The sequence below is a fragment of the Arthrobacter sp. FW305-BF8 genome (assembly GCF_021789315.1).
Taxonomy (GTDB): domain Bacteria; phylum Actinomycetota; class Actinomycetes; order Actinomycetales; family Micrococcaceae; genus Arthrobacter.
Map to the genome: position 1 here is coordinate 946961 of NZ_CP084561.1, position 24618 is coordinate 971578.

Consider the following 24618-nt stretch of genomic DNA (forward strand, 5'->3'; position numbering starts at 1 on the left):
TGCAACTTGGTTGACTGGGAACTAACAAAGAGTCCGCGAGTCATAAGCGACGGAGGAGTGCCCTGGTTGCCCGAAGGACCTGCCCAGCGATGAACGCGATCAGAATGACAAACAGCAAAGTTGCTTTTGCTCATTCATGGGCAGTTCTTGGCACCGCGGCATGACCCGAGCGACCGTTGATTATTTGGGCGAGGCTATTGGGTAAGCCCTGCGCCGGAACGCCTTTCCAATGCCAGTTCGGCGCGTTCGACGACGGATCGGTCGTGCACGTCCAGACGCGCGGAAGTTTCGGGGCTGGCCATTTCACAGTCGCGGATCTCGACGAGACGCCGATGCAACTGGGTTTCAGCGTGCCGGCAGAAGAATAGGAGGCGGCTGGCGCGTCGGTCCTCCAATATCAACTCATATTGGCGCGAGGCTACACGGTTCCATATGGGTCGAATCTCCAAGAGCAGAAGTCTGACGCGCAGTCCGAAAGCGCCATTCTTGAGGTGGCCCGCCAGCCGGGGGAGAAGAAGCCCGAGGCTGACCAGAAGAACGGCGCACGTTTCGCCGACCCAATAGAAGCTGGTCAGAACAGCAGCGGTCGGGCTGGCAGTGCCCTCCACCTTAATGACCGCTCCATAGAGCAGCCGGTCGAGTAGGACCAGAGCGAACAAGATGCAGCCGATGGCGATGAGAGTGAACGCCGATCGAAACGCAGGCGCATGCATATGTGGAACGTTGCTTCTGCATACCCGGGCTATGTCGAGGCAGACCCACATGATGAAGGCCGAGCCGGTCCAGAGGAAAAGAACCATTCCGGGCTGATCACCGTATGTCAGTGGCAGGTTGGGGTCGGTCGCATCTACGTGGCTGGTGAGAAAACCTGCAGTTACTGCTGTGCAAGCGGCGACCGTAACCCATCGGCCGAAGGTGAGTTGCCGCCGTCGTACTTCTATATCCGTGACCGCAGCGAGCAGGATCGCAGTTCGGAACTGCCAAAACCCGAGGAGGAGAGACAAGAGGGTGGCCAGCCCGACCCGATTCTGGCCACCGAGCAGCGGATCGATGCCGTGGTAGATGGCGGGGACATAAAGTGTGCAGGCAATCGCGGCCAGGATGGTCGCTCGGAACACGCTGCCGCGGTCACGATCGAACGCGATGGGCAGCCGAAGAAGAGTCAGTACCCAAAGGCCGGCTGCAGGGACGAGTTCCATCAGCCGAAAACTCGGCGAAAGGCCAGAGGCTCGGGCAGGCTGCCGACGGCGCTGTTGATGATGCGCGTTGCGAGCTGGTCGGCGAGGGCCTCGGCTGTGACTTCGGAATCGTCGGTATAGCTGCTGCGGCCGAGGGCGCGGAGTACGTCGACACCGAGGTCTGGCAGGAAAGCGGTGACCAACTCTTCACTCGATACCTCGAGATCGTGGCGAAGGATCATGTGGCTGAACTCGTGAAGGATGATCTGTTGCCGGTGCCAGCTGGATTTCGCTGGCGCGTGCAGGACTATGTCGCGGTCGGCACAGATGAGCCAGACACCGCACAACTCTGATCCGGACAAGCCGGGGAGTTCGTCGACAGTTATGGGCCTGCCTCGTTGCATTTCCAGCTTGTCCTGAATGAAACGAAGCGTCGCATCACCAGGCAAGCCGAAACTGTGCTCGGCCCGTCGGGCTATTTTCCGGGCTTCACGGTAGTTCATTGTTTCGTGCCGCGGGGGAGTGGGGGACATTGATCGGGCCGATCTGGCCCAGGGAGTACCCGTTTGGGTACAAAGACGAGACGGCCTTGCCGGGCGTGAAATGAGGCTTCTGTTCCAGTGGCCGACGGCGGCGGGTAGCGTTGCGAATCGCAAGCCCGCCTTTGAGGGTGGTACGGGAGAGCCAGGTGGCGCGAGGGAGGCCGAGCGCTGATACAAGTCGGCCGTCGTCGAGCATCACGCTGATGATCTGTCCGGCGAAAGCGCGCAGAGGGCGCGGGAGCCGGCTTTGGAAGACCTGGATGGTGGCGTCCATCAAGTGCTGGCCTTCAATCGACGGAGCGACATGCGCTGCTTCGTAGCGGTCGAAGAATTGTTCGGCGTCGGCATAGGTCTCCGGCATCCCGTCGATATTCATCCGGGACCCAAGCTCAGTGAAGAAGCGCGAGGCGGCGGCGAGTTCCGCCGGTGTTGGCTGGCGCCAGGCATGTCGCCGGCTCCATCGGATCGGAACTACCAGGAGCGTGAGGAGGACGTAGAGGAAATCGTCCTTGCTGCCGGGGACGTTGCGGTGCACGCGATTGAGCAACGCGATCATGTCACGGCCACGGTCACTGTCCAGGCCATTAGCGATCAGTTCGTAGATGACGATCGCGGTGTCGTAGGAGCGTTTCATCGGGCGCTGCTGGATTTCGCCGTTCGCGTGGAGAGTGGAGGCTATGCTCGGGATGGCGAAATTGCGGTAGTACGAGAGGAAGAAGCCCAGCTCCATGTCTGCCGCAAGGTCGAAGAGAACCATACTGCGGAAGGTGGCTTCCCAGTCATCCGGGGAGGCGGATAACTGTCGGCGGAGGCTGGCGGCGAGGCTCGTATGGATGCTCAACGTGCCCCCCATTCCCCCTGGCTGAAAGAGTGTGCTCGAAGGTGGGGGTGCGGCGGCTCCCCAGCTCGGCTGACCTGATTCCATGTTAGGACTGTTGTATTCGCGTGGCTAGTCGTATGTAGACGGGTCTACTTGGCGCTTGTGGGTGTCTGTTTCGCCAGCGCTTCGATCAGGCCTTTTTCGCCCTGACGCATCATCAGGGCATGTGCGGCAGTGAACGCAGGGGCTGCGATCGGCGTCAGGAAATTCATCCAGTGTTGCGTTGGCCGGACCCGCCATTCGATGTCCATGCGCGTTGCTTCGCCCTCTTTCTCAGGGATGAGGGTTACCCGCCCGATGCCCTGCAGGTGGCCGCCGGCGTCGAAGTCGATTTCCCGCGGCGCCACGACCTCTGTTGGGTGGATGCTGATGGTGAGGGTGTAACCCAAAGACGCCTTGAAGTTGAGGTAGGCGGTGGTTGCCTTGAGGATGTCCTCCTGTGAGCTGCTCTTGGCCTTTGTCCGGGTAAGTGGTGCAGCGAAGCTGCAGTGCGGCCACCATTGGGGCCAACTCATGTCGATGTCTGCGATTATCGTCCACACTTCCTCCGGTGGGGCGGGGAGGTGCCAGGTGGAACTGAGGTCGAAGAGCCGCGAGGTCATGTAGTTATTCTGGCACTCGGGCGCATTTGGGGAGCGTCCTTGCAGTGCAGCCGCGCGGATTTAGAAGGCCTAGGGTTGCTTGCTCGGACGGCTCGGTTTCGTGGGTGGCGGCGGTCATGCTGTGTCCTTCTGCATTCCGAGTCGACTTGAGGCTAGTTGTGGTCCGGGGGAGGATGTGCAGTTCGCGCCGCAGTAGTTTTGCGACCGGGCTGCGGGGCAGTTCTTCGCTCCGTTGAATCTGGCGGGGCAGCTTAAACCTGGCCAGATGAGGACGGAGGTATTCCTGGCTCTCTTTGACTTCCACGTCGGACTCGGACACGACCACGGCGTGATGACTTCACCCCACAGGGGATCGGGCCGGCCGACGACGGCGGCGTCCAGGATTCCGGGGTAGCTGGCGATCAGGTGTTCGATTTCTGCGGGATCGACGTTCTCTCCGCCGGTAATGATGATTTCCTTTGAGCGGCCGGTGATGCCGCGATCACCGTCGGCATCGATCAGGCCCCTGTCGCCGGTAATAAGCCAACCATCGACGAAGGCTGCGTCAGCTGTTTTGGCGCCCGGCAGTAAGACGATGCGGTGTGGGGTCCCCGGACGAGGATTTCGCCGGTTTCCCCTGGCGGGAGCTCAGTTCCGTCAGCGGAGACAACGCGGACATCCGTCAGCAGGGCCGGCGTTCCGGATGATTCTGCTTTGCCAGTGGCGTCGGTCCGTCGCCTGAAGCTGATGGAGGCTCCGGCTTCGGTCATTCCGTAGGAGGCCATGACGGGGACGTTCCGTTCTGATCAGAGGCCTACGAGTCCTGGCGGCATGGGTGCACGCTGCCCGGGATCCGGCGAAGACTGGAGGTATCCGCTTCGGCGAAGCCCGGAGTTTGAGCCATCAGCGTGAGCATGGAGGGGACGGCGAATAAGGTGGTGAACCCGTATTTGCGGATCTGTTCCAGGCAGCCAGCCGTGTCGAACTTACTCGCAACGGCGGTCCAAGCCTGTGGCGCGGTCTGGGGTGTGGTGGGGCGCTGGGTGGTGGTTCTTCAGCGCCCTGTCGGCCCGGCTCACAATTTACGGCCGGGGCCTTACCTGCCGGCCGCGTAGGTTTCACTGATCATCGGCCTATTCCCTGGAGCGGGTAGAGAAGAGGTCCATGCTGTGCGTCGGTCCATGCCTCGTATGTCTGCGATTTCTCATAGAGCCTCCTCTCCCCGCCGGCGGGATGGACCCAGAGAATGTTGCCGTCTTCTGTTACTGCGTCGACGAGTCCACAGCATATAGCTCTGCCGCCAAGTCGGATCACCACCTCCAGGCCGGGCAACGCAGTCCAATCCTCAATGAGACGCTGGTTCATTGTCCCGACTTCCGAGATTCTGGTCATTTTTCCTCCTATCTTTAGGATTGCCTCCTTGGGATTGCCCGACAGATCTTCGGCCGGCCAAGCGATGGATCTGCCCGCGATATTCGCTCTGAGCGGTGGCCGAAACCCGACAGGCTGACCCAGCGCCGCTGGGTCAGAGCGCACGCAGGATGTCGTCAACACGCTCACGCGCGTCGCCGAACAGCATATGCGCGTTCTCGCTGAAGAAGAGCGGGTTTTGCACTCCGGCGTAGCCGGACGCGAGCGAGCGCTTGAACACGACAATGTTCTGCGCCTCCCACACGCGCAGCACGGGCATCCCGGCGATGGGACTGCTGGGGTCGTCCGCTGCAGATGGGTTGACGGTGTCGTTTGCGCCGATGACAAGCACGACGTCGGTGCTGGTGAAATCGTCGTTTATCTCGTCCATCTCGAGCACGATGTCGTATGGCACCCTGGCCTCCGCCAGGAGCACGTTCATATGCCCGGGAAGGCGCCCGGCTACGGGGTGGATGCCGAAGCGCACCTCGACCCCTCGCTCGCGTAGCGTGTGCACGAGCTCGGCTACCGGGTGCTGTGCCTGGGCGACGGCCATGCCGTAGCCAGGAGTGATGACGACACTGGACGCGTTCCCGAGCATGTCGGCCACCGACTGGGCGTCCACCTCGCGATGTTCGCCCTGCTGCTCCTCTTCGCCCCTAGGCGCCTCGATGCCGAAACCTCCCGCAATCACGGAAAGAAAGGAGCGGTTCATCGCCTTGCACATTACGTAGGATAAGTATGCGCCTGAGGAGCCGACGAGCGCGCCGGTGACGATCAGCAGGTCATTGTTCAGCAGGAAGCCTGCGGCGGCGGCGGCCCAGCCGGAGTAGCTGTTCAACATTGAGACCACGACGGGCATGTCACCGCCGCCGATGGAGGCAACCAGATGCCAGCCAAGCGCGAGGGCAAGCGCCGTCACCGCAACGAGCAGCCACAGCTGCGGTGTGATCACGTACCAGACCGTGAGGCCGACGAAGGTGACGAGCGCGCCGACGTTGAGGGCGTTCTTGCCCCGCAGTACGAGTGGCTTCGAAGGCATCCGCCCGGATAGCTTGAGGAATGCCACGATCGATCCGGTAAAGGTCACCGCGCCGATGAAGACGCCGATGAAGATCTCAGCGTGGTGGATGTCGCGCAGAACCCCGTCCAGGCCGGGGTCGTGTAGCTGACCGTTCCATCCGACGAGCACGGCGGCGACGCCGACGAAGCTGTGCAGCAGCGCGATAAGCTCCGGCATGCCTGTCATTTCGACAACGTGGGCGCGCCAGAGGCCGATTACCGCGCCTATCAGCATTGCGACGACGAGCAGGATCACTCCGAGTGCCGCGCCGGGCTGGTTCCACGCGCTCTGCACCGTGAGCCAGGCGGCCGAGGCGAGGGCGATCACCATGCCAACGATGCCGTAGACGACGCCGGCCTTGGCGGTCTCGTGTTTGCTGAGTCCGGCGAGGCTCAGGATGAATAGCAGGGCGGCGACAATGTAGGCGGCGCCGGCGAGGTCGGTCATGCGTTCTCTCCCTTCGAGAACATGGAGAGCATGCGTCGCGTGACCGCGAAGCCGCCGAAGATGTTGATGCTCGCCAGCAGTACTGCGACCGCCCCGAGAACCTGGACGAGGGGATCCCCGGTCGCCAGCTGCAGCAGCGCGCCGACGACGATAATGCCCGAGATCCCGTTGGTGACGCTCATGAGGGGTGTGTGTAGAGCGTGCGCGACCTTCCCGATGACATAGAAGCCGATCACGATGGACAACATGAACACAGTCAGGTGCTGGGGAAGTGGCGCCGGCGCGACCGCCAGCAGCGCAAATAGAGCGGCGACGCCGATCGCAGTGAGGGCTAGGCGCCCGCCCTTGCCGAGGCTGCGCCTCGGCTTTGCGGGCTCGGCTGCGGGCGTTTCAGTCTTCTGTGGCACAGCGGACACTTCGACTGGAGGCGGCGGCCAGGTGATCTGCCCCTCGTGCGCGACAGTAATGGAGCGCTGCACCACGTCGTCGAAATCGAGGCACAGCAGGCCGTCTTTGGCGGGTGTAAGCAGAGTGAGCAGGTTCAGCAGGTTCGTGCCGTAGAGCTGTGAGGACTGTGCGGGCAGGCGGCCCGGGAGGTCGGTGTAGCCGAGGATGACCACGCCGTTGCCGGTGACGATGCGCTTGCCCGCAACGGAGCCTTCGACGTTACCGCCCTGAGCCGCGGCCATGTCCACGATGACGCTGCCCGGCTTCATCAAGGCGACGTCGGAGGCGGTGATCAGACGGGGCGCGGGCCGGCCAGGGATGAGCGCGGTGGTGATGATGATGTCGACCTCCGCGGCCTGCTCGGTGTAGATCTCGGCTGCGCGCCGTCCGTACTCCTCGCTCGTGGTCTTGGCGTACCCGTCCGAGGAGTCCATCCGCTCCTCGACTTCGACCGCGAGGTACTGCCCGCCGACAGAGCTCACCTGGTCGGCAACCTCCGGACGGGGATCAGTCGCCCGGACGATCGCGCCGAGTCTCGACGCCGCCCCGATTGCGGCCAGGCCTGCGACACCGGCGCCAGCGACGAGCACCTTCGCCGGCGGCACCTTGCCCGCAGCGGTGACCTGGCCGGTGAAGAAACGACCGAACTCGTATGCCGACTCCACGACGGCGCGGTAGCCTGCGATGTTCGCCATCGAACTGAGCACGTCCATCGACTGCGCCCGAGAGATGCGGGGCACAGCGTCCATTGACAGTGCCGTGACGCCGCGCTGCGCGAGCGAGGAGAGTAACTCGGGACGCAGCGCCGGGCTTAGCAGGCCCACGATCGTCGTCCCGGCCGGGAGCAGTTCGATCTCCTCGGCCGTCGGGGCGTTGACCTTCAGTACGATCCCGGCGGCCAAGGCCTCGCCCCTCGACGAGATCCTCGCGCCGACCTGCTCATAGGAGGCGTCGGGGAAGGAAGCCAGCGCTCCGGCACCCTCCTCCACGAGGACCTCGTAGCCGAGAGCACGCAACTTTCCTACGATGGCCGGGGGGGCGGCGACGCGCGACTCCCCCGGCTCCTCGCGGACGATACCGATACGGGTCACAGCAAGACTCCTTTCAATTCTGGATAGTTACTGCATGCGAGCGGGTTCCTGCGTCCGGAGCGCGTCCGGCGACGGTCGCGACCCGGCTCGCGAAGATTTATAGAGGTGCCGTCGAGAATCTCCGGCCAGCGCGGCCTGCGGAATGGGTGTTACGCACGCCAGATCAAGGCAGAATACTCACTGCGAAGATCGCCTGCAGGGAGTGGCTAAACGCACAGTAGCGCGCGCGACGATCCCCCGTGCGGGCCGAGCTCCGGCGTCATGGACTCTGGGTGACGGGCGGAGTTGTGGCTTGTGCGAAGTCGTCGGATGCAATGAAGTCCGCGCGCGTGGGGAACTTACGCAGCGGCCGGCTTCCGTCCCACGTGGCGGCCAAGTTCTCGATCGCCTTCATGTAGGTCTGGCGGAACGGTGTCATCGGCACGACTGCCACGACCACACCCACGAAACCGGGGCTCTCAAAATAGCTAGCATTCTTTGTTCCGTCGGGCAGGTGGATGGAGCTGATCTCGACGAAACCGGCCGCTTCGAGCGCCGCGCACGATCGTTCGTAGTCATCGGGCCAGAATTCCAGGTGCTGCACGCCCTCCCGGCCCGTTTGGAGGAACTCCAGATAGGGCGAAGGTGCATCGTTGCGCTGGGAGATCAACTCGAACTGTGTTTCCCCCGCATAGGTGAGCGCCAGCGACATGTCGACGGGCGAGTCGCGACCCCGGTGTACGAAGGGGCGGCCCTCGAGCGCGTCCTCGATCATGATCCACGGTCCGACGCCCAGCTGCTCAGACCAGAAGAGCGCGGCACTCTCGATGTCTTTCACGACCATGCTGACCTGAATGCGTCGGCCGAGAATGTCCGGGAACGGAGCGCCGTCACGGTTTACGATCATGGAAGCCTGCCTTTTTGACATTAATTGCGGTTGTTTTGACGATGCGGCCCTGACGCGACGTTCGGTACAGGAGGCCTAGGCGGCTCTAGCACGAAGCGGCCATCGTCGCCCTGTTGTTCAACATATCGTACCGTCGTTCATAATCACAAGCCGCAATCATATTTCCTCTCAGGCATCTGGTGCGCCCTCGGTGGCAGCGTCGCGGTGAACGCAAATCATCGCATCAACGGAGGCGAGTCCCGCGGAGCCGTGACGCGACGTGGCATGCTGTGGCCCTCCGGAGTGTTCCCGCGCGGCTGATTAGGAAGGGGACCTCCGCCTTGCGTCGCTACCCGCTCATTGGGTGGGTCCGCGGAGCGGCAGCTCGCACCAATGGCGGCCGGTCCTCGACGAAGGGCTGGCTCTTTGGCAGCACCTGTGCAATCTCGCTTCGGTCCGCGGCGTGGGATTCGCCGGGGTGCGTCCAGCCCTAGGGCTCGCATTCGGGTCCGTCTTCGAATATGCCTCCACTGCGGAGGCGCCGTCCGAGCGGGCTTGGCTCTCGATAAATTACTTGACGGCAATGGCGGGGCTGGGTAAATTGGCGTTTGTAATTACGAATGCTTGTACAATATTCGGAACACCTGGTGCTGGCGAAGCGTACTTCAGACACGGTCGGCCAGTTGCAAGGGTGGGTTCCGCTACTACACGATCAAAGGAGAACCGTGAGCTCATTGACTGCTGACGTCGGCCAGTTTCTGGCGAATGTGAAATACGAGGACCTGCCTCCGGAGGTTCTGCCCATGGTCCGCGATGCCTTCACCGACACGGTGGCGGTCGTGATGGTCGGTCTCGATCAGCCGGTCGCAGAAATAGTTCGTAGGACCCTCGTTGAGCCGTCAGGGATCGCGGAGGCCCGTGCATGTCTGTCGGATCGGCGCGTGTCCGCGCCGGACGCGGCACTGCTGGCTGGCGCGATTGCGCATTCCCTGGACTATGACGATCAATCCATGTCGGGCCACCCGAGTGCGGTTCTAGTTCCCGCGATCCTTGCTGAAGCAGAGGTCCTCGGTTCCACCGGTAAGGACATGACGACCGCTTACGTCGCTGGCTATGAGGTGTGGTGTGAGCTGTGGCGGCGCGACCGCAACTATCACGCGAAAGGCTGGCATCCCACGTCGGTGTTCGGTGTCATGGCCGTAGCTGCGGCCGGCGCTGTGTTGCGTCGGCTTTCTGCTGAACAGGCGGCTACCGCCGTCGCCATCGCCGGAAGCCATGCCGGGGGACTCTTCTCCAACTTCGGGTCAATGATGAAGGGCTATCACGCGGGAATGGCGGCCCGGTTCGGCCTGGAAGCGGCGCGCCTGGCAGCCGCCGGGATGACGGCCGGACCGGACGCGATCGAGAATGTGCAGGGCTTCCTGATGGCGTTCTCAACTGATCGGACGCCCGATCTAATCTCTGAGTCGAAGCTGGGCAAAGAGTGGTACCTGCCCAAGCACAAGCTCCTGATCAAGCTGCATCCCACCTGCTACTTCCTTCACCGGTCCTTCAACGGGACCGTGCAGATGCTGGCCGAACGCCGGATTAACCCGGAAGATGTCGAGTCTGTCGAGGTCCGCATGGGAAGGGGACAGGTGACCTGTCTCGTCTACGAGAGGCCGCAGACCCGGTGGGAAGCGGAATTCAGCGGCCAGTACGGAATAGCGGCAGCCGTGATTCTGGGAAAGATGGGAGTACCTGAGCTGGCCGACGAGGTGGTCCAACGGCCCGACCTGCAGGCTTTCTATCCAAAGGTGAAACTCATCCCGGTCGATGAAGTCGACGAGCGGGATCCGGTTTTTTCGCCCACAGAGTCCGTCAAGATGACCCTCCGCAGCGGCGAGGTGATCGAGAGCGGTCCAATTGCCAGCGTTCCTGGCCACGCAGACGACCCGCTGACCGCGGAGCAACTCTGGGGGAAATTCCGCGAGTGCACTGAAAAGACGCATTCGGACGAAGAGGCCCGGGAGCTCTTTGATGCACTGCAGCGGATTGATTCGCTGCCGTCGGCGGATGCCCTGCCAACGCGTGTAGGACTCTTCGAGAGCCGACTTGTAGGCAATGTCCAGTGACCAGCCCCGTTGGGGTCGGCTAAAGAACTGATTGAGGAAAAATTTCATGGGACAAATCACTGTCGCACAGGCAATCGCTCGCCTGTTGGAACAAATGGAGACCGAGGTGGTCTTCGGTCTGAACGGTCACGGCAACTGGGCGTTGCTTGACGCCCTGGTGCATGAGACCAATATCCGCAGCGTCGCAGTGCGCAGCGAGGACCACGCCATCGAGCTGGCTGACGGCTATTGGCGCCGCAAGCGGAAGCCGCCGCTGCCGATCGTGACCACCAGCGTCGGACCAGGGAACATGAACACGGTCCCGCCGATCGCCACTGCATACTACGAGTCGATCGGCATGCTGATCCTAGCCGGCGTGGGGGCGACGCACTGGTTCGACCGAGGGGGTATTGAGGAGTTTTACCGCGACAGCCCCGAGGACTGGGCCGGCGTTATGCGGCCGATCAGCAAGAAGTCACTGATGGCGACACGCCCGGACACAGTGATCGACATGTTCCTGAAGGCTTATCAGACCGCTCACTCCGGACGCCCGGGCCCGGTCGTCATGGCCATTCCCTTCGACATCCAGAACACGCTCATCCCGGATGACCTTCCGGATCCGCGACCCTACATGGTCTGCCACCGCCCCTCGGCAGACCCCCAGGGCGTCGCCAGGGCCGTGGAGCTGCTCAAGTCCGCAGAACGGCCCTCCATTGTCGTGGGAAGCGGAATTGCAAACTCCGGAGCATACGACGCGTTGTTCGAATTCGCGGAAGCCACTGGTATCCCGGTAGCGATGACTCCGACCGGCAAGGCCGCCTTCCCCGAAGACCACAGGCTCTCCCTCGGTTGCATTGGCCGCGCCGGCACAGGCCAAGGAAACTACGGTGCTCGACACAGCGACGTCGTGGTCGGAATTGGCACGCACTTTACGGACATCGACACCGGCGGCTGGACACTGTTCGATATTCCGACCAACACCAAACTCATCCACATCGATATCGACACCAGCGAACTTGGACGTGCTTACCCGACTGAAGTCGCCATCACCTCGGATGCCCGCCTGGCTCTGGAAGCGTTGACTGCCCGTGCCCGTGAAGCCGGGGTCACCGAACAGACCGAGTGGACCGCGCTGCTGGATTCCAAGCGCAACGAATGGCTGGCCGAAACCGAGCATATGCGCACTTCGGACATCGCCCCGCTGCATTACGCCAGGGTCACTTGGGATACATCTTCGGTGGTTGCCGAAAATTGTCCTGACGCTTCCATTCACTTTGACACCGGTAACCTGCTTAGCTTCGGCCCGTCGTTCATGCCGGCGTCTTCCCGCAATGTCGTCCACTCCGGGTTCATGCACAGGATGGGCTGGAGCGCGGCGTCGGTGCTGGGCGCCAGCATCGCAAGCAACAACGGGCCCGCCATCGCACTTCTCGGCGACGGCGCGTTCCTGATGCGCGCCACCGTCGTCCCCACTGCCGTCGAACTCAACCTTCCCATCGTCTGGGTCGTCATGGACAACCGGTCCTTCCAGATCGAGCGCGAAACGATGCTCAAGGTCTATGGCCGGGAGTCGATGTGTGACTACCGCAAGGTGGGCGAGGAAGAACTCTGGGGACCTGATTACGCTGCGATGGCCGAGGCAATGGGCGCCGAGGCGATCAGGGTCAACAAGGCGGAGGACTACAAGCCCGCGCTCGAAAAGGCCCTCGCCTCGGGCCGTCCGACCCTCATCAGCGTAGACACCGAGCTCTCGACACCCCAGTGGCGGGCGATCTGGTACCCGTACCCGGCAAACTTCAACGAGACCTGGAAGCCAGGCCCCGTAGAAACCGCTAATACAGGAGAGTAAATCGTGGCTGAACTGCGCCTCAATGATCCGACTCTTCTCCGGCAACTTTGCCTGGTCGGAGGAGAATGGGTCACATCCGACTCCGGCGAAAGCGTCGCGGTCCTTAACCCGGCTACGGGCGAGGAACTCGGCTCGGTGCCATTCTTTAGGGCCGAGGAAACACGTCGTGCTGTCGAAGCGGCCGAGAAGGCCCTGCCGGCGTGGCGGGGACTTCTGGCCAAGGAACGCGGCCGGCTCCTTCGTCGCTGGTTCGATCTGGTTATCGAAAACCGCGAGGACCTTGCACGCATTCTGACTGCAGAGCAGGGCAAACCTTACAAGGAGGCACTTTCCGAGGTTGTAAATGGGGCGCAGTTCATCGAATGGTTCGCTGAAGAGGCCCGGAGGGCTTACGGAGAGACCATTCCGGCGCCGGCGCAGGACCGCCGCGTCGTCGTCATCAAGCAGCCGATTGGGGTTTGTGCCGCCATCACCCCCTGGAACTTCCCAAACACAATCGTGACCCGCAAAGCAGCCGCGGCTCTTGCGGCCGGGTGCACGATGATCGTCCGCCCGGCCACGGAGACTCCCTACTCGGCACTAGTCCTGGCGGAGCTCGCAAGCCGGGCGGGAATTCCAGAAGGTGTTCTCAACGTCATCACGGGTCACTCCAAGGACATGGGGCTGGAGCTGACGACGAATCCGGTCGTCCGGAAGCTGTCTTTTACAGGGTCCACCGGGGTGGGACGGATTCTCATGGGTCAGAGTTCGGGCACGATCAAAAAGCTCGCACTCGAGCTGGGAGGGAATGCGCCGTTCATCGTCTTCGAGGATGCCGACATCGAACAGGCGGTCGAGGGCGCTCTGGCTTCGAAGTTCCGTAACTCCGGTCAGGCCTGTGTGGGAACGAACCGTTTCTATGTCCATGACGCCGTGTACGAAGAGTTTTCGACGCGTTTGGCGGATCGGGTCAGTTCGCTGGTCGTGGGGGACGGGACTGACCCGGAAGTGACGATGGGGCCACTGATCGGCACGGACGCGGTCGAAAAGGTCGAATCCCACATTGCCGATGCTGTCGAGAAGGGTGCACGGGTTATCGCGGGTGGTAAGAGGCACCCGCTGGGCCGTTCCTTCTTTGAGCCCACCGTGATGGTGGATGTCAGCCATGATGCCAAGGTATCCCGCGAGGAAACGTTTGGACCGCTGGCCTCGATCTTCCGCTTCACGGACGAAGGCGAGGTTCTCACTGCGGCCAATGACACGGAGTTGGGCCTCGCGGCCTACGTTTACACCCGCGACATCGGCAGGGTCTGGCGTTTGGCCGAAGCAATTGAGACCGGCATGGTCGGTATCAACGTAGGGCTGATGGCGAACGAAGCAGTCCCGTTCGGAGGTATCAAAGAATCCGGATTCGGGCGGGAAGGGTCGCACTACGGACTCGAAGACTACCTGGAAGTTAAGTACATCTGCATGGGCGGGCTCTGACATGATCCGGATTAGGAGGACGAAATGCGCGAAGCCGTAATTGTTGAGGCGGTTCGCACGCCGATCGGGCGGCGGAAAGGGTTGTTGGCGCATGTGCATCCGGTGGACCTTTCTGCTCACGTTTTGAACAGTCTGCTGGAACGCACAGGCTTAGACCCTGAGACGGTCGATGATGTGGTGTGGGGCTGTGTGACGCAGTTGGGCGATCAGTCGGGAAACGTGGGGAGGTTCGCACTTCTGGCCGCCGGTTGGCCCGAATCCATTCCCGGTGTCACGATCAATCGCGCTTGCGGATCCAGCCATCAGGCGATCGAATTTGCAGCGATGGGAGTCATGTCGGGCCGGTATGATCTGGCGATCGCGGGTGGTGTCGAGACGATGACACGTGTGCCACTGGGCGCCACCCGTGCGGTTGGGGAACCTTACGGGCCGGCCATGAACGCCCGCTATCACCACGCCGGTTTCGAGCAGGGGGTCGGAGCGGAGATGATGGCTGATCGCTGGCATCTGAGTCGGGAACACCTGGACGAATTCTCCCTGGCGTCCCACACCAAGGCCGCCGCGGCCACTGATTCCGGGGCTTTCGAAAAGCAGCTCGTCCCGGTCCCCGCGGCACCGGAACTGCGAACTGACGAAGGCATCCGGCGTAACTCCTCGCTCGAGGCCTTGGCCGGCCTAAACCCTGCCTTCCGTGAAGACGGCGTGGTGACGGCGGGCAACGCTTCACAAATCTCCGATGGAGCGGCCGGGGTAATTATCACTACCCCGGAACGGGCTGCCGAGCTGGGACTTACCCCGATCGTACGGATCCACAGTGGGGTAGTCGCCGGCGACGATCCGACACTTGTGCTCTCCGCTCCGATCCCAGCGACCGCAAAGCTCCTCGCTAGGAGCGGGGTCCGCTTGGACGAAATCGGCGCCTACGAGGTCAACGAAGCATTTGCGGCCGTGCCCTTGGCCTGGTTGGCAGAAACCGGGGCCGACCCGGACAAGCTAAATCCTCTCGGGGGTGCAATTGCCGTTGGGCACCCGCTTGGCGCGTCAGGTGCGATCCTCATGACCCGGCTCGTCCACCATATGCGTGACAACGGTATCCGCTACGGACTCCAAACCATCTGCGAGGCCGGCGGTACCGCCAACGCCACCCTTGTCGAACTTGCAAGCTGAATCCTGGAAGGAACAATCCTTTGCAACTTGAGGGAACATCAACCCTGATTACCGGCGGCGCATCCGGTCTCGGTTTTGCGACAGCCTCACGGCTCGTAGGCAAAGGCGCGAGCGTAGTGCTGCTGGACTTGCCGGACTCGCCCGGCACAGAAGCAGCCGAAAAGCTGGGGGAGAGGGCCACATTCGTTGGCGCCGACATCCTCGACGAGAATCAGGTATCAGCGGCGTTGGATGTCGCAGAGCAAAATGGTTCCCTACGAGGGGTCGTGCATTGTGCGGGCCGTGGCGGTGATCGGCTGCGCATCGTGGACAAAGAGGGCAACCCCGGCGACTTCGACAGCTTCCAGAACGTCGTCAGGATCAACCTTTTCGGTACTTACAACATCCTTCGCCTGGCTGCCGCACGAATGGCCGCCAATGAGGTAGTCGACGGCGACCGGGGTGCGATCGTGCTGACCGCGTCCGTCGCGGCATTTGATGGGCAGATCGGGCAGGCATCGTACACTTCGTCCAAAGCCGCTGTTCACGGGCTCACCTTGGTTGCGGCCCGTGATTTGGCCAGCCGGGGGATCCGGGTCAACACCATCGCTCCTGGGACATTTGACACTCCCATGTTGGCCAAACTTCGCAGCGACATCCGTGAAGGACTTGCCGCCGCCGTCCCGCACCCGTCGCGCTTAGGGAATCCCGAGGACTATGCCCACCTCGCCGTCTCACTCCTTGAGAACAAATACATCAACGGAGAGACGGTCCGACTCGATGGCGCCATCAGGATGCCCCCGCGATGACGCACCCTTATCGACATATTGACAACCCTCACCACCTGAAAAGGACGAAAACGCATGGACTTTGAACTCAGCACAGAGCAGAAGGACTTTCGCGATTCGGTTCACGCCTTCGCGCAACGCGAACTCGCGTCCGGCGCGGTGGAGCGCGCCCACAGCAGCGACTACCCATGGGATGTTGCGAAGAAGATGGCTGATAACGGCCTGATCGGCATCACCGTCGATGAGGAAGACGGCGGCGGCGGCGGATCTCTGATGGACGCTGTCATCGCCATCGAGCAGATCGCCGCGGTGTGCCCCCGCAGTGCCGACGTTGTCCAGGCAGGCAACTTTGGTGCGCTCCGCGTACTCGCGAACTTTGCGACCCCCGGGCAGAAAGAGCGCTTTCTGGCACCGCTGCTCGACGGCACGGGCTTGATCTGCGTCGCGATGACTGAACCAGATGCCGGCTCGGCGGTGACCGAACTTACGACGACGGCCACTCCCGATGGCGCCGGGTTCAGGATCAACGGGACAAAGATCTTCACCACTCACGGACTGCACTCGTCCCTGTTTCTCGTCTACGTCAGGTTCGGCCCCGGTGCTGACGGCATCGGGTCGGTCCTCATCGAGCGGGACACAGAGGGCTTGAGCTTCGGTGCTGCGGCGAGCTTCATGGGCGGTGAAGACTGGAACCCCCTCTACTTCGACAACGTTTACGTTCCCGCCGAAAACGTGCTCTTGGGTGAAGGAGGCTTCAAGCAGCAGATCAGCGGCTTCAATGTTGAGCGGATCGGCAACAGCGCCCGGGCTCTTGCCCTCGGTCGCTACTCCTACGAGCTTGCCCGAGAACACGCACTGGTACGGAATCAGTTCGGTCGTCCGCTGTGCGAGTTCCAGGGCCTGCAGTGGAAATTCTCCGACATGAAGATCAAGCTGGACGCTGCCCAGCTCCTGCTGTACCGCGCCGCGATCAACGCGGACACCGGTTTCCCGTCGGCGGAGGAGACAGCCATCGCTAAAGTCATGTGCAACCGCACCGGCTTCGAGGTCGCCAACGAGTCGTTGCAGGTACTGGGCGGCATGGGGTATAGCGACGAAATGCTCGTCGAATACTGCCTGCGCCGTACCCGCGGCTGGATGATCGCAGGTGGCACGATCGAGATGCTGCTGAACCGTATCGCCGAATCCGTGTTCGGCCGACGATTCTCCCAGAGGCGCTGATGAGCAGGCAATTGCAGGGAAGCCTGGAAGGAACAGGATTGAACGAGCAGGACCGGCGGGTTTTCGAGGGGCTGTTCTCGCCGCGGGTGATCGCGCTCGTCGGTGCCTCAAGCGACGAGAAGAAACACACGTCCCGGCCTCAGCGGTCCCTACGACGCCACGGCTATGACGGCAAGATCGTGCCGATCAACCCAAAGCGAGACGAGATCTTTGGTGACCGTGCCTACCCGAGCCTCCTCGACGTACCCGAAACCGTCGACCATGCATTCATCATGGTTCCGGCAGCGGCAGTAACTGAGTCAATCGAGCAATGCATCGAGCGGCAGATCCCAGTCGCCACGATCTACGCCGATGGCTTCGCTGAAGCGGGGCCTGAGGGTCTGCGGAGGCAGGAGGAACTTGTGGCCCGCGCACGCGAGGGCGGCGTCCGCATTCTCGGTCCAAACTGCAGCGGAGTTCTCAGCACCCGACCTTCGAGCGCCCTTTCGGTGAACGCGGCCATCGAGCAGCTGGAAATCCGGCCCGGCCCTCTCGCCGTGATATCCCAGTCCGGGAGCATGACAGGCGGGCTGCTCTCTCGGGGGCTTGGCCGCGGAGTCGGGTTCTCTAAAGTCGTCTCCATTGGGAACGAGAGCGACCTTACCGTGGGCGAGCTTACTGACTGGCTGGTGGATGATCCCGAGACCGAGACGATTCTGCTTTTCCTCGAAACCATCCGGGACGCTCCGCGGCTGGCGTCAGCTGCACGCCGAGCCGTTGAGGCGGGCAAGCAGGTTATCGCATACAAGCTCGGCCGTTCGGACGTCGGACGCCGCCTGGCCGCATCCCATACGGGGGCGATGGCAGGATCCGCGGAAGTGGGGGACGCGTTTTTCCGGGCCCACGGGATCCTGCGTGTGGACAACCTCGAGACGATGTTCGAATTGCCCTCGTTGTTGGCGGGCAAGCGCCCTGCCAAGCAGCACCGAGTCGCCGTGATGTCGACGACAGGCGGAGGCGCGGCAACCGTTGTCGACCGGCTTGGCTCCATGGACGTCGAAGTGGTGACTCCAAGCACGGCTGTCGTTGACATCTTGGCCGAGAAGGGGATTGACATTCCACGTGGACCACTCACCGACCTGACGCATGCGGGGACGCGCGCAGACGTGTATGGTGCGGTTCTGGATGAGCTCGTGGCGTCCGATCACTGTGACCTGGTCCTCGCCATTGCGGGAAGCTCGGCGCAATTCCAGCCGCAGATTTCCGTCGGTCCGCTGCTCCGAGCAAGCCATGGGAAAGCCCTGGCGGCGTTCTTCGCCCCGCATGCTCCTGAAGCCCTCGAGCAGCTCAGTGGAACACACGTTGCGGGGTTTCGCACGCCGGAATCATGCGCGGATGCCATCAGGGCCTGGAGTCAATGGCGGCAACCTGCAGAGGCACCAAGCCCGAATTCGGCCGCTCTTGCCATGGTCGCGGACACGATCTCCGGTTTGAACGGTCGACGTCCCAATGAGCGCGATTCCGCTGCGATCTTCGCTGCTCTGGATATCCCCACGGCTGCCTCCGTCGTCGTGCGCGAAACTGACGACGCCCCGATATCGGCAATGGAAATTGAGTTTCCGGTTGTAGCGAAAATCCTTTCTGCCGATATTCCGCACAAAACTGACGCGGGCGGCGTCGTCCTGGGCATTCGCGACGCCGCAGAGCTTGCGGAAGCAGTCAAGAGCATTCGCGAGAATGTAGCCAAGCGGCACCCCGAAGCGAAGATCGACGGAGTGCTTGTCCAGAAGATGGAGTCCGGGCTGGCAGAAGTCATCCTCGGCTTCAGGTGCGATCCTGAAGTCGGTCCCGTGGTCGTCCTGGGAGTAGGCGGGGTCCTGGCGGAAATTTACAAGGACATCGCCGTTCGCGTTGCCCCGGTCGGGCTCGACGAGGCCCGCTCGATGATTGACGAGGTCAAAGGACTCGCTGTGGTGCGCGGTTACCGGGGACTTCCGCTCGGCGACACTGAGGCCCTTGCCCAAGCCGTCGTCGCTATCTCGCAGCTAGCCAACGACCGGGAAGCACTGATTTCCGAAGCCGAGATCAACCCCTTGCTTGTCCTACCCGAGGGAGCGGGCGTTGTCGCCGTTGACGGGCTCGTTATCGGCTCGCCAGAACAATGACGACTCAGGTTTTTCTAACAATGACTCACTTAAGGACGTGAATCGATGACAAATGCCCAGACCGAGGACGTCGTGGAAGACCTCACGAGCGACAGCCTGATCGTCTCCTGGGCTGCGCCCGGCGTTGCGCAGCTGACGATTAACCGGCCCGAGCGCCGCAATGCCCTCAACATTGAAGTCAAGGAACTCGTGGCCCGGGCAGTAGAGGAGCTAGGCGCCAACGCGTCCGTGCGTGTCATCGTCATAACCGGCGCGTCTGGTGCTTTCGTCGCCGGCACAGACGTTGCCGAAATGGAGCACCTAACCCCAGTCGAACACACGCTGCGGGTTACTGACCGGATGTTCTCCACACTCCGGGCGTGCCCCAAACCGCTCATCGCCGCCGTCGAAGGATTTGCGCTGGGGGGCGGGTGCGAGCTGGCGCTGTGCTGCGACATCATCATTGCCTCCGAACGCGCGAGGTTCGGGCAGCCGGAGATCCTGCTCGGTGTGATACCGGGGGCAGGCGGAACTCAGCGGTTATTGCGGGCCGTGGGCCGGTACCAAGCCATGCGCCTGCTCCTGACTGGCAAGCACGTATTCGCAGAAGAGGCCCATGCGATGGGTCTTGTTTCCGAAGTCGCACCCGAAGGCAAGGCGCTCGAACAAGCTGCAGAGATGGCATCGCTCATCGCAACGATGCCTGCGCTTGCGGTATCGGCAATCAAGGAAGTCGTCCGAGCGGGGGCAGATGTCCCTCTCGACACCGCGCTCCTTCTCGAGCGCAAGGCTTTCCAGATCCTGTTCGACTCCCAGGACCAGAAAGAAGGCATGCGCGCGTTTCTAGAGAAGCGCCCGCCTGAATACCACGGCCGCTAAGTACGAGGTTCGCCGAACCCACAGGAAGCTGCGGAACCAGTCGGAGTTCAATCGTCCTTGCAGGGACGGTTCGGCCATGGATTTTGGTGGACACCATGCACACCCGGAAGGCTTACAGCATCAAAGCCAGTGCTTAGAGCAGCACCAGCACCGATCTGTACCGGCGGGGAGGGGGGAAGAATGACGAAGCTGAAACAGAAAGAGAAAAGTGGAGGTTCAGTGACATATCCCAATGAGTCGACTACGACCGTCGCCGACTTCGCATCCCTGGCAGATGTCATATCAGGAGTCGCCGACCTTGACGCCTTCCGCCAAGCGGCATGGACTTCGTGGGGGGTGGCGTCCAATTACTGGCGCGCTCCAATGGAAAGCCGCCACCTTCCGGCCCGCATGAAGGAACTCGTGCTCCTTGCGATGCACGCCTCGGTTACGAGCCTGAATGCCGAGGCTGTTGAACGCCACATCAAACGTGCACGAGCAGCCGGTGCCACCGCGGGCGAAATCATCGACGTGCTTATCACAATAGTCGCCGTTGCGAATCATGCGCTCTACTTCTCCATACCCGTTCTTCAAGACGAGCTCGGAAAGCGCGGCGACCAAGCAGAGAGGCTGGCCGAGCTCGACCCAACTCTTGAAGCGGCAAAGCGGGCGTTTATCAAATCACGCGGCTTCTGGAATGCCGACCGCGAAGCGATCGCCCGGCTGATGCCGGAGTACTACGACGCTTTAGACGCAGTCTCCACCGAATCGTGGGACAACGGCCCGCTCAGCACCAAGGAACGGGCGTTTATCTGCATCGGCATCGACTGCACCGTTACTCACAAATACGAGCCAGGACTCCGTCGCCACATCCGGAATGCGCTTGACTTGGGAGCGACTGGCGACGAGATTCTCGAAATTTTCCAGCTCTCAGGTCTTCTCGGGCTTGAAAGCTACATCCTTGGGGCAAAGATCCTATCTGGCCGGTAACTGCGGGAGGCAGCATCGGGCCGATCTGCACGCCCGTAAGAGCACGACGTCCACACGAACGGCTTAGCATCACGAAGGAGTAAGCATGACCGACATTAAGAAGGGTCTCGCGGGAGTCACGGTGGACTACACCGCCGTGAGCAAAGTCAACCCCGAGACCAATTCCCTGCTGTACCGCGGGTATCCGGTTCAAGAGCTCGCCGCGACGCAGCCATTCGAGGCGGTCGCCTACCTGCTGTGGAATGGGGAGCTCCCTACGGACGAGCAGCTGGGCACTCTCCGCGCAGAGGAGCGACTCTACCGTGACCTCGCCCCGGACGTCCGGGCAGCCATCGAGCTCGTACCGCTCGACGCCCACCCGATGGACGAGGTACGAACCGCCGTGAGTCTGCTCGGCTCCCGGGATCTCGCCGGCTCCGGGTCCGTGCTCGACGCCAGCGGCAGCCGTGGGGAGAATCTGGCCCGCAGCATCCGCCTATTCGCCGCGCTCCCTGCGATTGTGGCATACGGTCAGCGCCGCCGTCGAGGGCAGGAGCCGGTGGAGCCCAGAGACGATCTCGACTACGCCGCGAACTTCTTATGGATGACGTTCGGCGAGGAGGCGGACGACGTTGTCATCGACGCGTTCAACCGCTCAATGATCCTGTATGCAGAGCATTCCTTCAACGCTTCGACGTTTACCGCTCGCGTCGTGACCAGCACGCTTAGCGACTTGTACTCGGCGGTCGTCGGCGCGATCGGCGCCCTCAAGGGGCCGTTACACGGCGGTGCGAATGAGGCCGTGCTACACATCTTCAACGAGATCGGGGACGCGTCTAACGCCGGCCCTTGGCTCGACCAGGCACTCGCCTCTAAGCGCAAGATCATGGGCTTCGGTCATCGGGTTTATAAGCGCGGCGACTCGCGCGTGCCCACGATGAAGGCCGCGCTCGACAGGCTCGTCGAACATTACCACCGCCCGGACGTCGCTGCCCTTTACAACGCCGTTGAAACGGAGTTCGTTAGCCGCAAGGGCATCTACCCCAATCTCGACTTTCCATCGGGGCCTGCGTACAACCTCATTGGATTCGACACACTCACCTTCACGCCGGTCTTTATTGCATCACGAGTGACAGGCTGGACCGCTCACATACTGGAGCAGGCGGAGTCCAATGCGCTCATTCGCCCGCTGTCGGAGTACAACGGTCCCGCTGAGCGCCACGTCGAACGCTATGTTCCAGACGCCGCGGCCGCCGCGGCTGAAGCGGCCGTTACGCAGCGCGCGGAGGAGTCTGCGGAATAACATGCCTGACGATTCGCTCAGCCGTGCTACATAAGCAGCCTGTCAGTTCATGGACCACTCTCTGGGCTCCTTACCCCAGAGATTGCGCATAATAAAACATCGGGACTTCCAAGCGCCTCATTGGCCGCCTATGAATCAGGCGGACGAAAAGCGCGCCGACGTGGGTTGGAAATCGGCTGGCCCCTTCCAGCGGTGAGGTGTGGCTCGATTAGCCGGATCATCAAACTAATCGCAACGACACCTCACCGCCGGTTCAGCGAACACTCTGCTGCCACGCCGAACCTGGGTCACCGACTTGAAGGAGCAAAAGGATCGATCTTCACCTGCAACCCGATAGGCAACGCGCCGTCAGGCGACGTGTAGAGATCTGATATGTAGGCAAGATTGTCAATAGTGCGTGGGGAAGCGGTCCCGGCCGGGTTGGCTGGGGCCGCTTCCTTTGATGAGGGCCGGGGGGCTGGTTTGTCCTCGTTCTCATCTTTTGTGGGGGCCGGCATGTCCTGCTTGGAAGGGGTCCAGCGTGTCGTTGGCGACGGCGCGGTCACTCTGATATGCGCGGGTTGGTTACCGCAGGACGATGTGTTCGGCTGGAGGTTACCGCTTGTCTAGAGTCGAGCGTGGCCGGTGGTTGGCTGCTCATAGATCTTCCGCGGGTTTACTCCATGCGCTGCAAAGATCACTTCCTTCGGAGGGAGCGTGTCGGTCACGTGTCATCCAGCCGGGATCGTGTGGTTCTGGCCGGTAGCAGGGGGCATGGTCGCCAGTGACCAGCACCATCCTGCGAGTTCTCTGGCGATTGCAACGTTTGCAATCACGGGGCGTTTCCGGTGTTCGAGATAGACGACCCATCGTTCATGAAGGCGGCGGTTTCCGGCGTCTCCGCGGGATTGGGCCGCGGTGGAGGCCTGTGCCCATCGTTGTCGCATGAGGCTGGAGGGGTGTGGGTAGGGTTGACGGTGGTGCCAGGCGGCTTCGACCAGCAGCCTGCGGGCGTGGCCGTTGCCTGTTTTGGTGATGGGACCTTGCGACCGTGACTGGCCGGAGGAATGCTCGGAGGGGACCAGACCAAGGTAGGCGCCGATGGTGCGGCCCGTAAAGCGGTCCCAATCGCCGATTTCCACGGCCAGGCCGAACGCTGTCAGCGTGGAGATCCCGCGCAGGCACTCCAGGTTCCTGACGATCGGGGTGTACCGGCTGTGATAGGCCAGTTCAGTGATCGCGTGGTCGAGGCGGTCCCGCCGGTCCAGGACCGCTGTCATCGCGTCCAGCGATGAATCATAGGCCAGCTGCAGCGGTGCGGAATCGAACTTCTGCCGCTCCAGCCAGGCCCCGTGCTGCAGGGTCCAGGTTTTGCCACCGGTGTAGATGATGCCTTGGCGCAGGAGCAGTTTGGAGATACGGTGACGGGCGCTCATCAGGTCACCGCGGGCATCCTCCCGCGCACGGACCAAGTCCCGGGCGGCTTCCTGCTCCACCGTGGGAATGAGAACAGCGGTGACCTCTCCCAGACGCAGCAGGCGGGCCAGATGCAGGGCGTCGTTAGTATCGGTCTTGACCCGGTCGCCGGAGGGCCGCTGCAGCTTCGACGGGGCCGCGACGACACACTCAACACCGGCAGCCAGCAGAAAGCGGGCCAGGTCAAAGCCGGTGGGGCCGGCCTCGTAGACGGATTTCACGGGTCCGGGCAGTGACTGGATCCAGGCCAGGATTTCACCGAAGTCCGGCGTGAGCCGGCGCCTGAATACTTCCCCTGTTTCCCCGTCGATTGCACACGCGACGACAGAGCGGGCGTGCACGTCCAAACCGATGCTTGTTCTCTCAAACATGACAGGACCCTTTGGAGCTCACGGCGGCTCCCCCCTTCGCCACCGACCGATGGTGGATAAACCCAGTGTGGCCCAGACAGGCGCTGCCCCGCAGACCATCCTGCCCTGCCCGATAAAGGCCATCAGCGCCGGGCAAGAGGGGCGGGGTGCCGCCTCCGCCATCTGCCGCGGCCACGCCACTGCTGGCCGGCGCCCCGACACGGGCCCGGCGACAATGGCCAGCCGTTGGCAGGGCAGAAACCATGACCACAAAAAGCGCGGCCATAGCCACGCGAACCTTGTATCCTCGGTCTTAGCCGGAACCTCCACACCTTCAAATGTGGCTCTACCGCGCACCTACGGTCCGCACGGCAACCCACGAATCAATTTGAATCGGGGGGTTCCGGCCCGAGGCCTGGGCTGAGCCCCTTCATATTGTCTAGGACGAGGGAACATTGGTCCGAGGGGGACGGTAGAGGCGGTAACGCGGGACGG

At 62.3% G+C, this 24618-nt stretch carries 21 protein-coding genes; 10 read left to right on the top strand and 11 right to left on the bottom strand.

All coding sequences use genetic code 11. From position 1 onward, the window contains the following. Window positions 1-194 precede the first annotated feature (194 nt). From LFT45_RS04325 to LFT45_RS04360, 10 genes are all read right to left on the bottom strand, one after another. A complete protein-coding gene (locus tag LFT45_RS04325; RefSeq protein ID WP_236806939.1) occupies window positions 195-1199 on the bottom strand; it encodes a hypothetical protein in 1005 nt (334 codons plus the stop codon). Next, window positions 1199-1681: a hypothetical protein gene (locus tag LFT45_RS04330; protein WP_236806940.1), complete on the bottom strand. Its 483-nt coding sequence runs from the start codon at window positions 1679-1681 to the stop codon at window positions 1199-1201. Before LFT45_RS04330 ends, LFT45_RS04325 begins: the two co-directional genes overlap by 1 nt. Further along, window positions 1668-2561 carry an oxygenase MpaB family protein gene (locus LFT45_RS04335; protein WP_236806942.1) on the bottom strand — a complete coding sequence of 298 codons (894 nt, stop codon included), beginning with the start codon at window positions 2559-2561 and terminating at the stop codon, window positions 1668-1670. The genes LFT45_RS04330 and LFT45_RS04335 overlap by 14 nt, the downstream gene beginning before the upstream one ends. A 128-nt stretch (window positions 2562-2689) precedes the next feature. Beyond that, the gene (locus LFT45_RS04340) at window positions 2690-3202 is read right to left on the bottom strand and encodes an SRPBCC family protein (protein ID WP_236806944.1); all 513 of its coding nucleotides are present in this window, start codon (window positions 3200-3202) and stop codon (window positions 2690-2692) included. Between the two features lie 114 nt (window positions 3203-3316). Further along, window positions 3317-3778, bottom strand: a complete 462-nt coding sequence (locus LFT45_RS23435) for an AMP-binding enzyme (RefSeq protein WP_442863614.1) — start codon at window positions 3776-3778, stop codon at window positions 3317-3319. After that, window positions 3700-3966 (bottom strand): AMP-binding protein, encoded by a 267-nt coding sequence (locus LFT45_RS23440; protein ID WP_442863594.1) that lies wholly within the window; start codon window positions 3964-3966, stop codon window positions 3700-3702. The genes LFT45_RS23435 and LFT45_RS23440 overlap by 79 nt, the downstream gene beginning before the upstream one ends. Before the next feature lie 340 nt (window positions 3967-4306). Next, window positions 4307-4573 (bottom strand): hypothetical protein, encoded by a 267-nt coding sequence (locus tag LFT45_RS04345; protein ID WP_236806946.1) that lies wholly within the window; start codon window positions 4571-4573, stop codon window positions 4307-4309. Between the two features lie 133 nt (window positions 4574-4706). Next, the gene (pntB, locus tag LFT45_RS04350) at window positions 4707-6101 is read right to left on the bottom strand and encodes a Re/Si-specific NAD(P)(+) transhydrogenase subunit beta (protein ID WP_236806947.1); all 1395 of its coding nucleotides are present in this window, start codon (window positions 6099-6101) and stop codon (window positions 4707-4709) included. Continuing rightward, complete coding sequence (locus tag LFT45_RS04355; RefSeq protein WP_236806949.1) at window positions 6098-7639, bottom strand: Re/Si-specific NAD(P)(+) transhydrogenase subunit alpha; 1542 nt, start codon at window positions 7637-7639, stop codon at window positions 6098-6100. Before LFT45_RS04355 ends, pntB begins: the two co-directional genes overlap by 4 nt. Window positions 7640-7898: 259 nt before the next feature. Further along, window positions 7899-8525 carry a VOC family protein gene (locus tag LFT45_RS04360; RefSeq protein ID WP_236806951.1) on the bottom strand — a complete coding sequence of 209 codons (627 nt, stop codon included), beginning with the start codon at window positions 8523-8525 and terminating at the stop codon, window positions 7899-7901. A 704-nt stretch (window positions 8526-9229) separates the two neighbouring features. Between LFT45_RS04360 and LFT45_RS04365 the strand changes: the two genes are divergently transcribed. From LFT45_RS04365 to LFT45_RS04410, 10 genes are all read left to right on the top strand, one after another. Beyond that, on the top strand, window positions 9230-10618 hold the full coding sequence (locus LFT45_RS04365; RefSeq protein ID WP_236806954.1) for an MmgE/PrpD family protein: 1389 nt from the start codon (window positions 9230-9232) through the stop codon (window positions 10616-10618). Window positions 10619-10664: 46 nt separating this feature from the next. After that, window positions 10665-12446, top strand: a complete 1782-nt coding sequence (locus LFT45_RS04370) for a thiamine pyrophosphate-binding protein (protein ID WP_236806956.1) — start codon at window positions 10665-10667, stop codon at window positions 12444-12446. A 3-nt stretch (window positions 12447-12449) separates the two neighbouring features. After that, window positions 12450-13910 carry an NAD-dependent succinate-semialdehyde dehydrogenase gene (locus LFT45_RS04375; protein ID WP_236806958.1) on the top strand — a complete coding sequence of 487 codons (1461 nt, stop codon included), beginning with the start codon at window positions 12450-12452 and terminating at the stop codon, window positions 13908-13910. A gap of 24 nt (window positions 13911-13934) precedes the next feature. Beyond that, window positions 13935-15077 carry a thiolase family protein gene (locus LFT45_RS04380; protein ID WP_236806960.1) on the top strand — a complete coding sequence of 381 codons (1143 nt, stop codon included), beginning with the start codon at window positions 13935-13937 and terminating at the stop codon, window positions 15075-15077. A gap of 20 nt (window positions 15078-15097) precedes the next feature. Then, window positions 15098-15865, top strand: coding sequence for an SDR family NAD(P)-dependent oxidoreductase (locus tag LFT45_RS04385; protein ID WP_236806962.1), 768 nt, complete (start codon window positions 15098-15100; stop codon window positions 15863-15865). A 54-nt stretch (window positions 15866-15919) separates the two neighbouring features. Beyond that, the gene (locus LFT45_RS04390; RefSeq protein WP_236806964.1) at window positions 15920-17065 is read left to right on the top strand and encodes an acyl-CoA dehydrogenase family protein; all 1146 of its coding nucleotides are present in this window, start codon (window positions 15920-15922) and stop codon (window positions 17063-17065) included. A 38-nt stretch (window positions 17066-17103) separates the two neighbouring features. Beyond that, entirely contained in the window at window positions 17104-19209 is a 2106-nt protein-coding gene (locus LFT45_RS04395) for an acetate--CoA ligase family protein (RefSeq protein ID WP_236806965.1), read from the top strand. Between the two features lie 45 nt (window positions 19210-19254). Further along, the gene (locus LFT45_RS04400) at window positions 19255-20067 is read left to right on the top strand and encodes an enoyl-CoA hydratase-related protein (protein ID WP_236806967.1); all 813 of its coding nucleotides are present in this window, start codon (window positions 19255-19257) and stop codon (window positions 20065-20067) included. Window positions 20068-20247: 180 nt separating this feature from the next. Next, window positions 20248-21036, top strand: coding sequence for a carboxymuconolactone decarboxylase family protein (locus LFT45_RS04405; RefSeq protein ID WP_236806969.1), 789 nt, complete (start codon window positions 20248-20250; stop codon window positions 21034-21036). A gap of 85 nt (window positions 21037-21121) precedes the next feature. Continuing rightward, a complete protein-coding gene (locus LFT45_RS04410) occupies window positions 21122-22318 on the top strand; it encodes a bifunctional 2-methylcitrate synthase/citrate synthase (protein WP_236806971.1) in 1197 nt (398 codons plus the stop codon). 710 nt (window positions 22319-23028) lie between these two features. Here LFT45_RS04410 and LFT45_RS04415 read toward each other — a convergent pair. Continuing rightward, a complete protein-coding gene (locus LFT45_RS04415; protein ID WP_236806973.1) occupies window positions 23029-24144 on the bottom strand; it encodes an IS110 family transposase in 1116 nt (371 codons plus the stop codon). Window positions 24145-24618: the final 474 nt, after the last annotated feature.

Coding starts and splice junctions, on each gene's coding strand:
- LFT45_RS04415 (WP_236806973.1), bottom strand. CDS start 24,144: ATGTTTGAGAGAACAAGCATCGGTTTGGACGTGCACGCCCGCTCTGTC.
- LFT45_RS04405 (WP_236806969.1), top strand. CDS start 20,248: ATGACGAAGCTGAAACAGAAAGAGAAAAGTGGAGGTTCAGTGACATAT.
- LFT45_RS04410 (WP_236806971.1), top strand. CDS start 21,122: ATGACCGACATTAAGAAGGGTCTCGCGGGAGTCACGGTGGACTACACC.
- LFT45_RS04360 (WP_236806951.1), bottom strand. CDS start 8,525: ATGATCGTAAACCGTGACGGCGCTCCGTTCCCGGACATTCTCGGCCGA.
- LFT45_RS04345 (WP_236806946.1), bottom strand. CDS start 4,573: ATGACCAGAATCTCGGAAGTCGGGACAATGAACCAGCGTCTCATTGAG.
- LFT45_RS04340 (WP_236806944.1), bottom strand. CDS start 3,202: ATGACCTCGCGGCTCTTCGACCTCAGTTCCACCTGGCACCTCCCCGCC.
- LFT45_RS04400 (WP_236806967.1), top strand. CDS start 19,255: ATGACAAATGCCCAGACCGAGGACGTCGTGGAAGACCTCACGAGCGAC.
- LFT45_RS04380 (WP_236806960.1), top strand. CDS start 13,935: ATGCGCGAAGCCGTAATTGTTGAGGCGGTTCGCACGCCGATCGGGCGG.
- LFT45_RS04390 (WP_236806964.1), top strand. CDS start 15,920: ATGGACTTTGAACTCAGCACAGAGCAGAAGGACTTTCGCGATTCGGTT.
- LFT45_RS23440 (WP_442863594.1), bottom strand. CDS start 3,966: ATGGCCTCCTACGGAATGACCGAAGCCGGAGCCTCCATCAGCTTCAGG.
- pntB (WP_236806947.1), bottom strand. CDS start 6,101: ATGACCGACCTCGCCGGCGCCGCCTACATTGTCGCCGCCCTGCTATTC.
- LFT45_RS04370 (WP_236806956.1), top strand. CDS start 10,665: ATGGGACAAATCACTGTCGCACAGGCAATCGCTCGCCTGTTGGAACAA.
- LFT45_RS04325 (WP_236806939.1), bottom strand. CDS start 1,199: ATGGAACTCGTCCCTGCAGCCGGCCTTTGGGTACTGACTCTTCTTCGG.
- LFT45_RS04330 (WP_236806940.1), bottom strand. CDS start 1,681: ATGAACTACCGTGAAGCCCGGAAAATAGCCCGACGGGCCGAGCACAGT.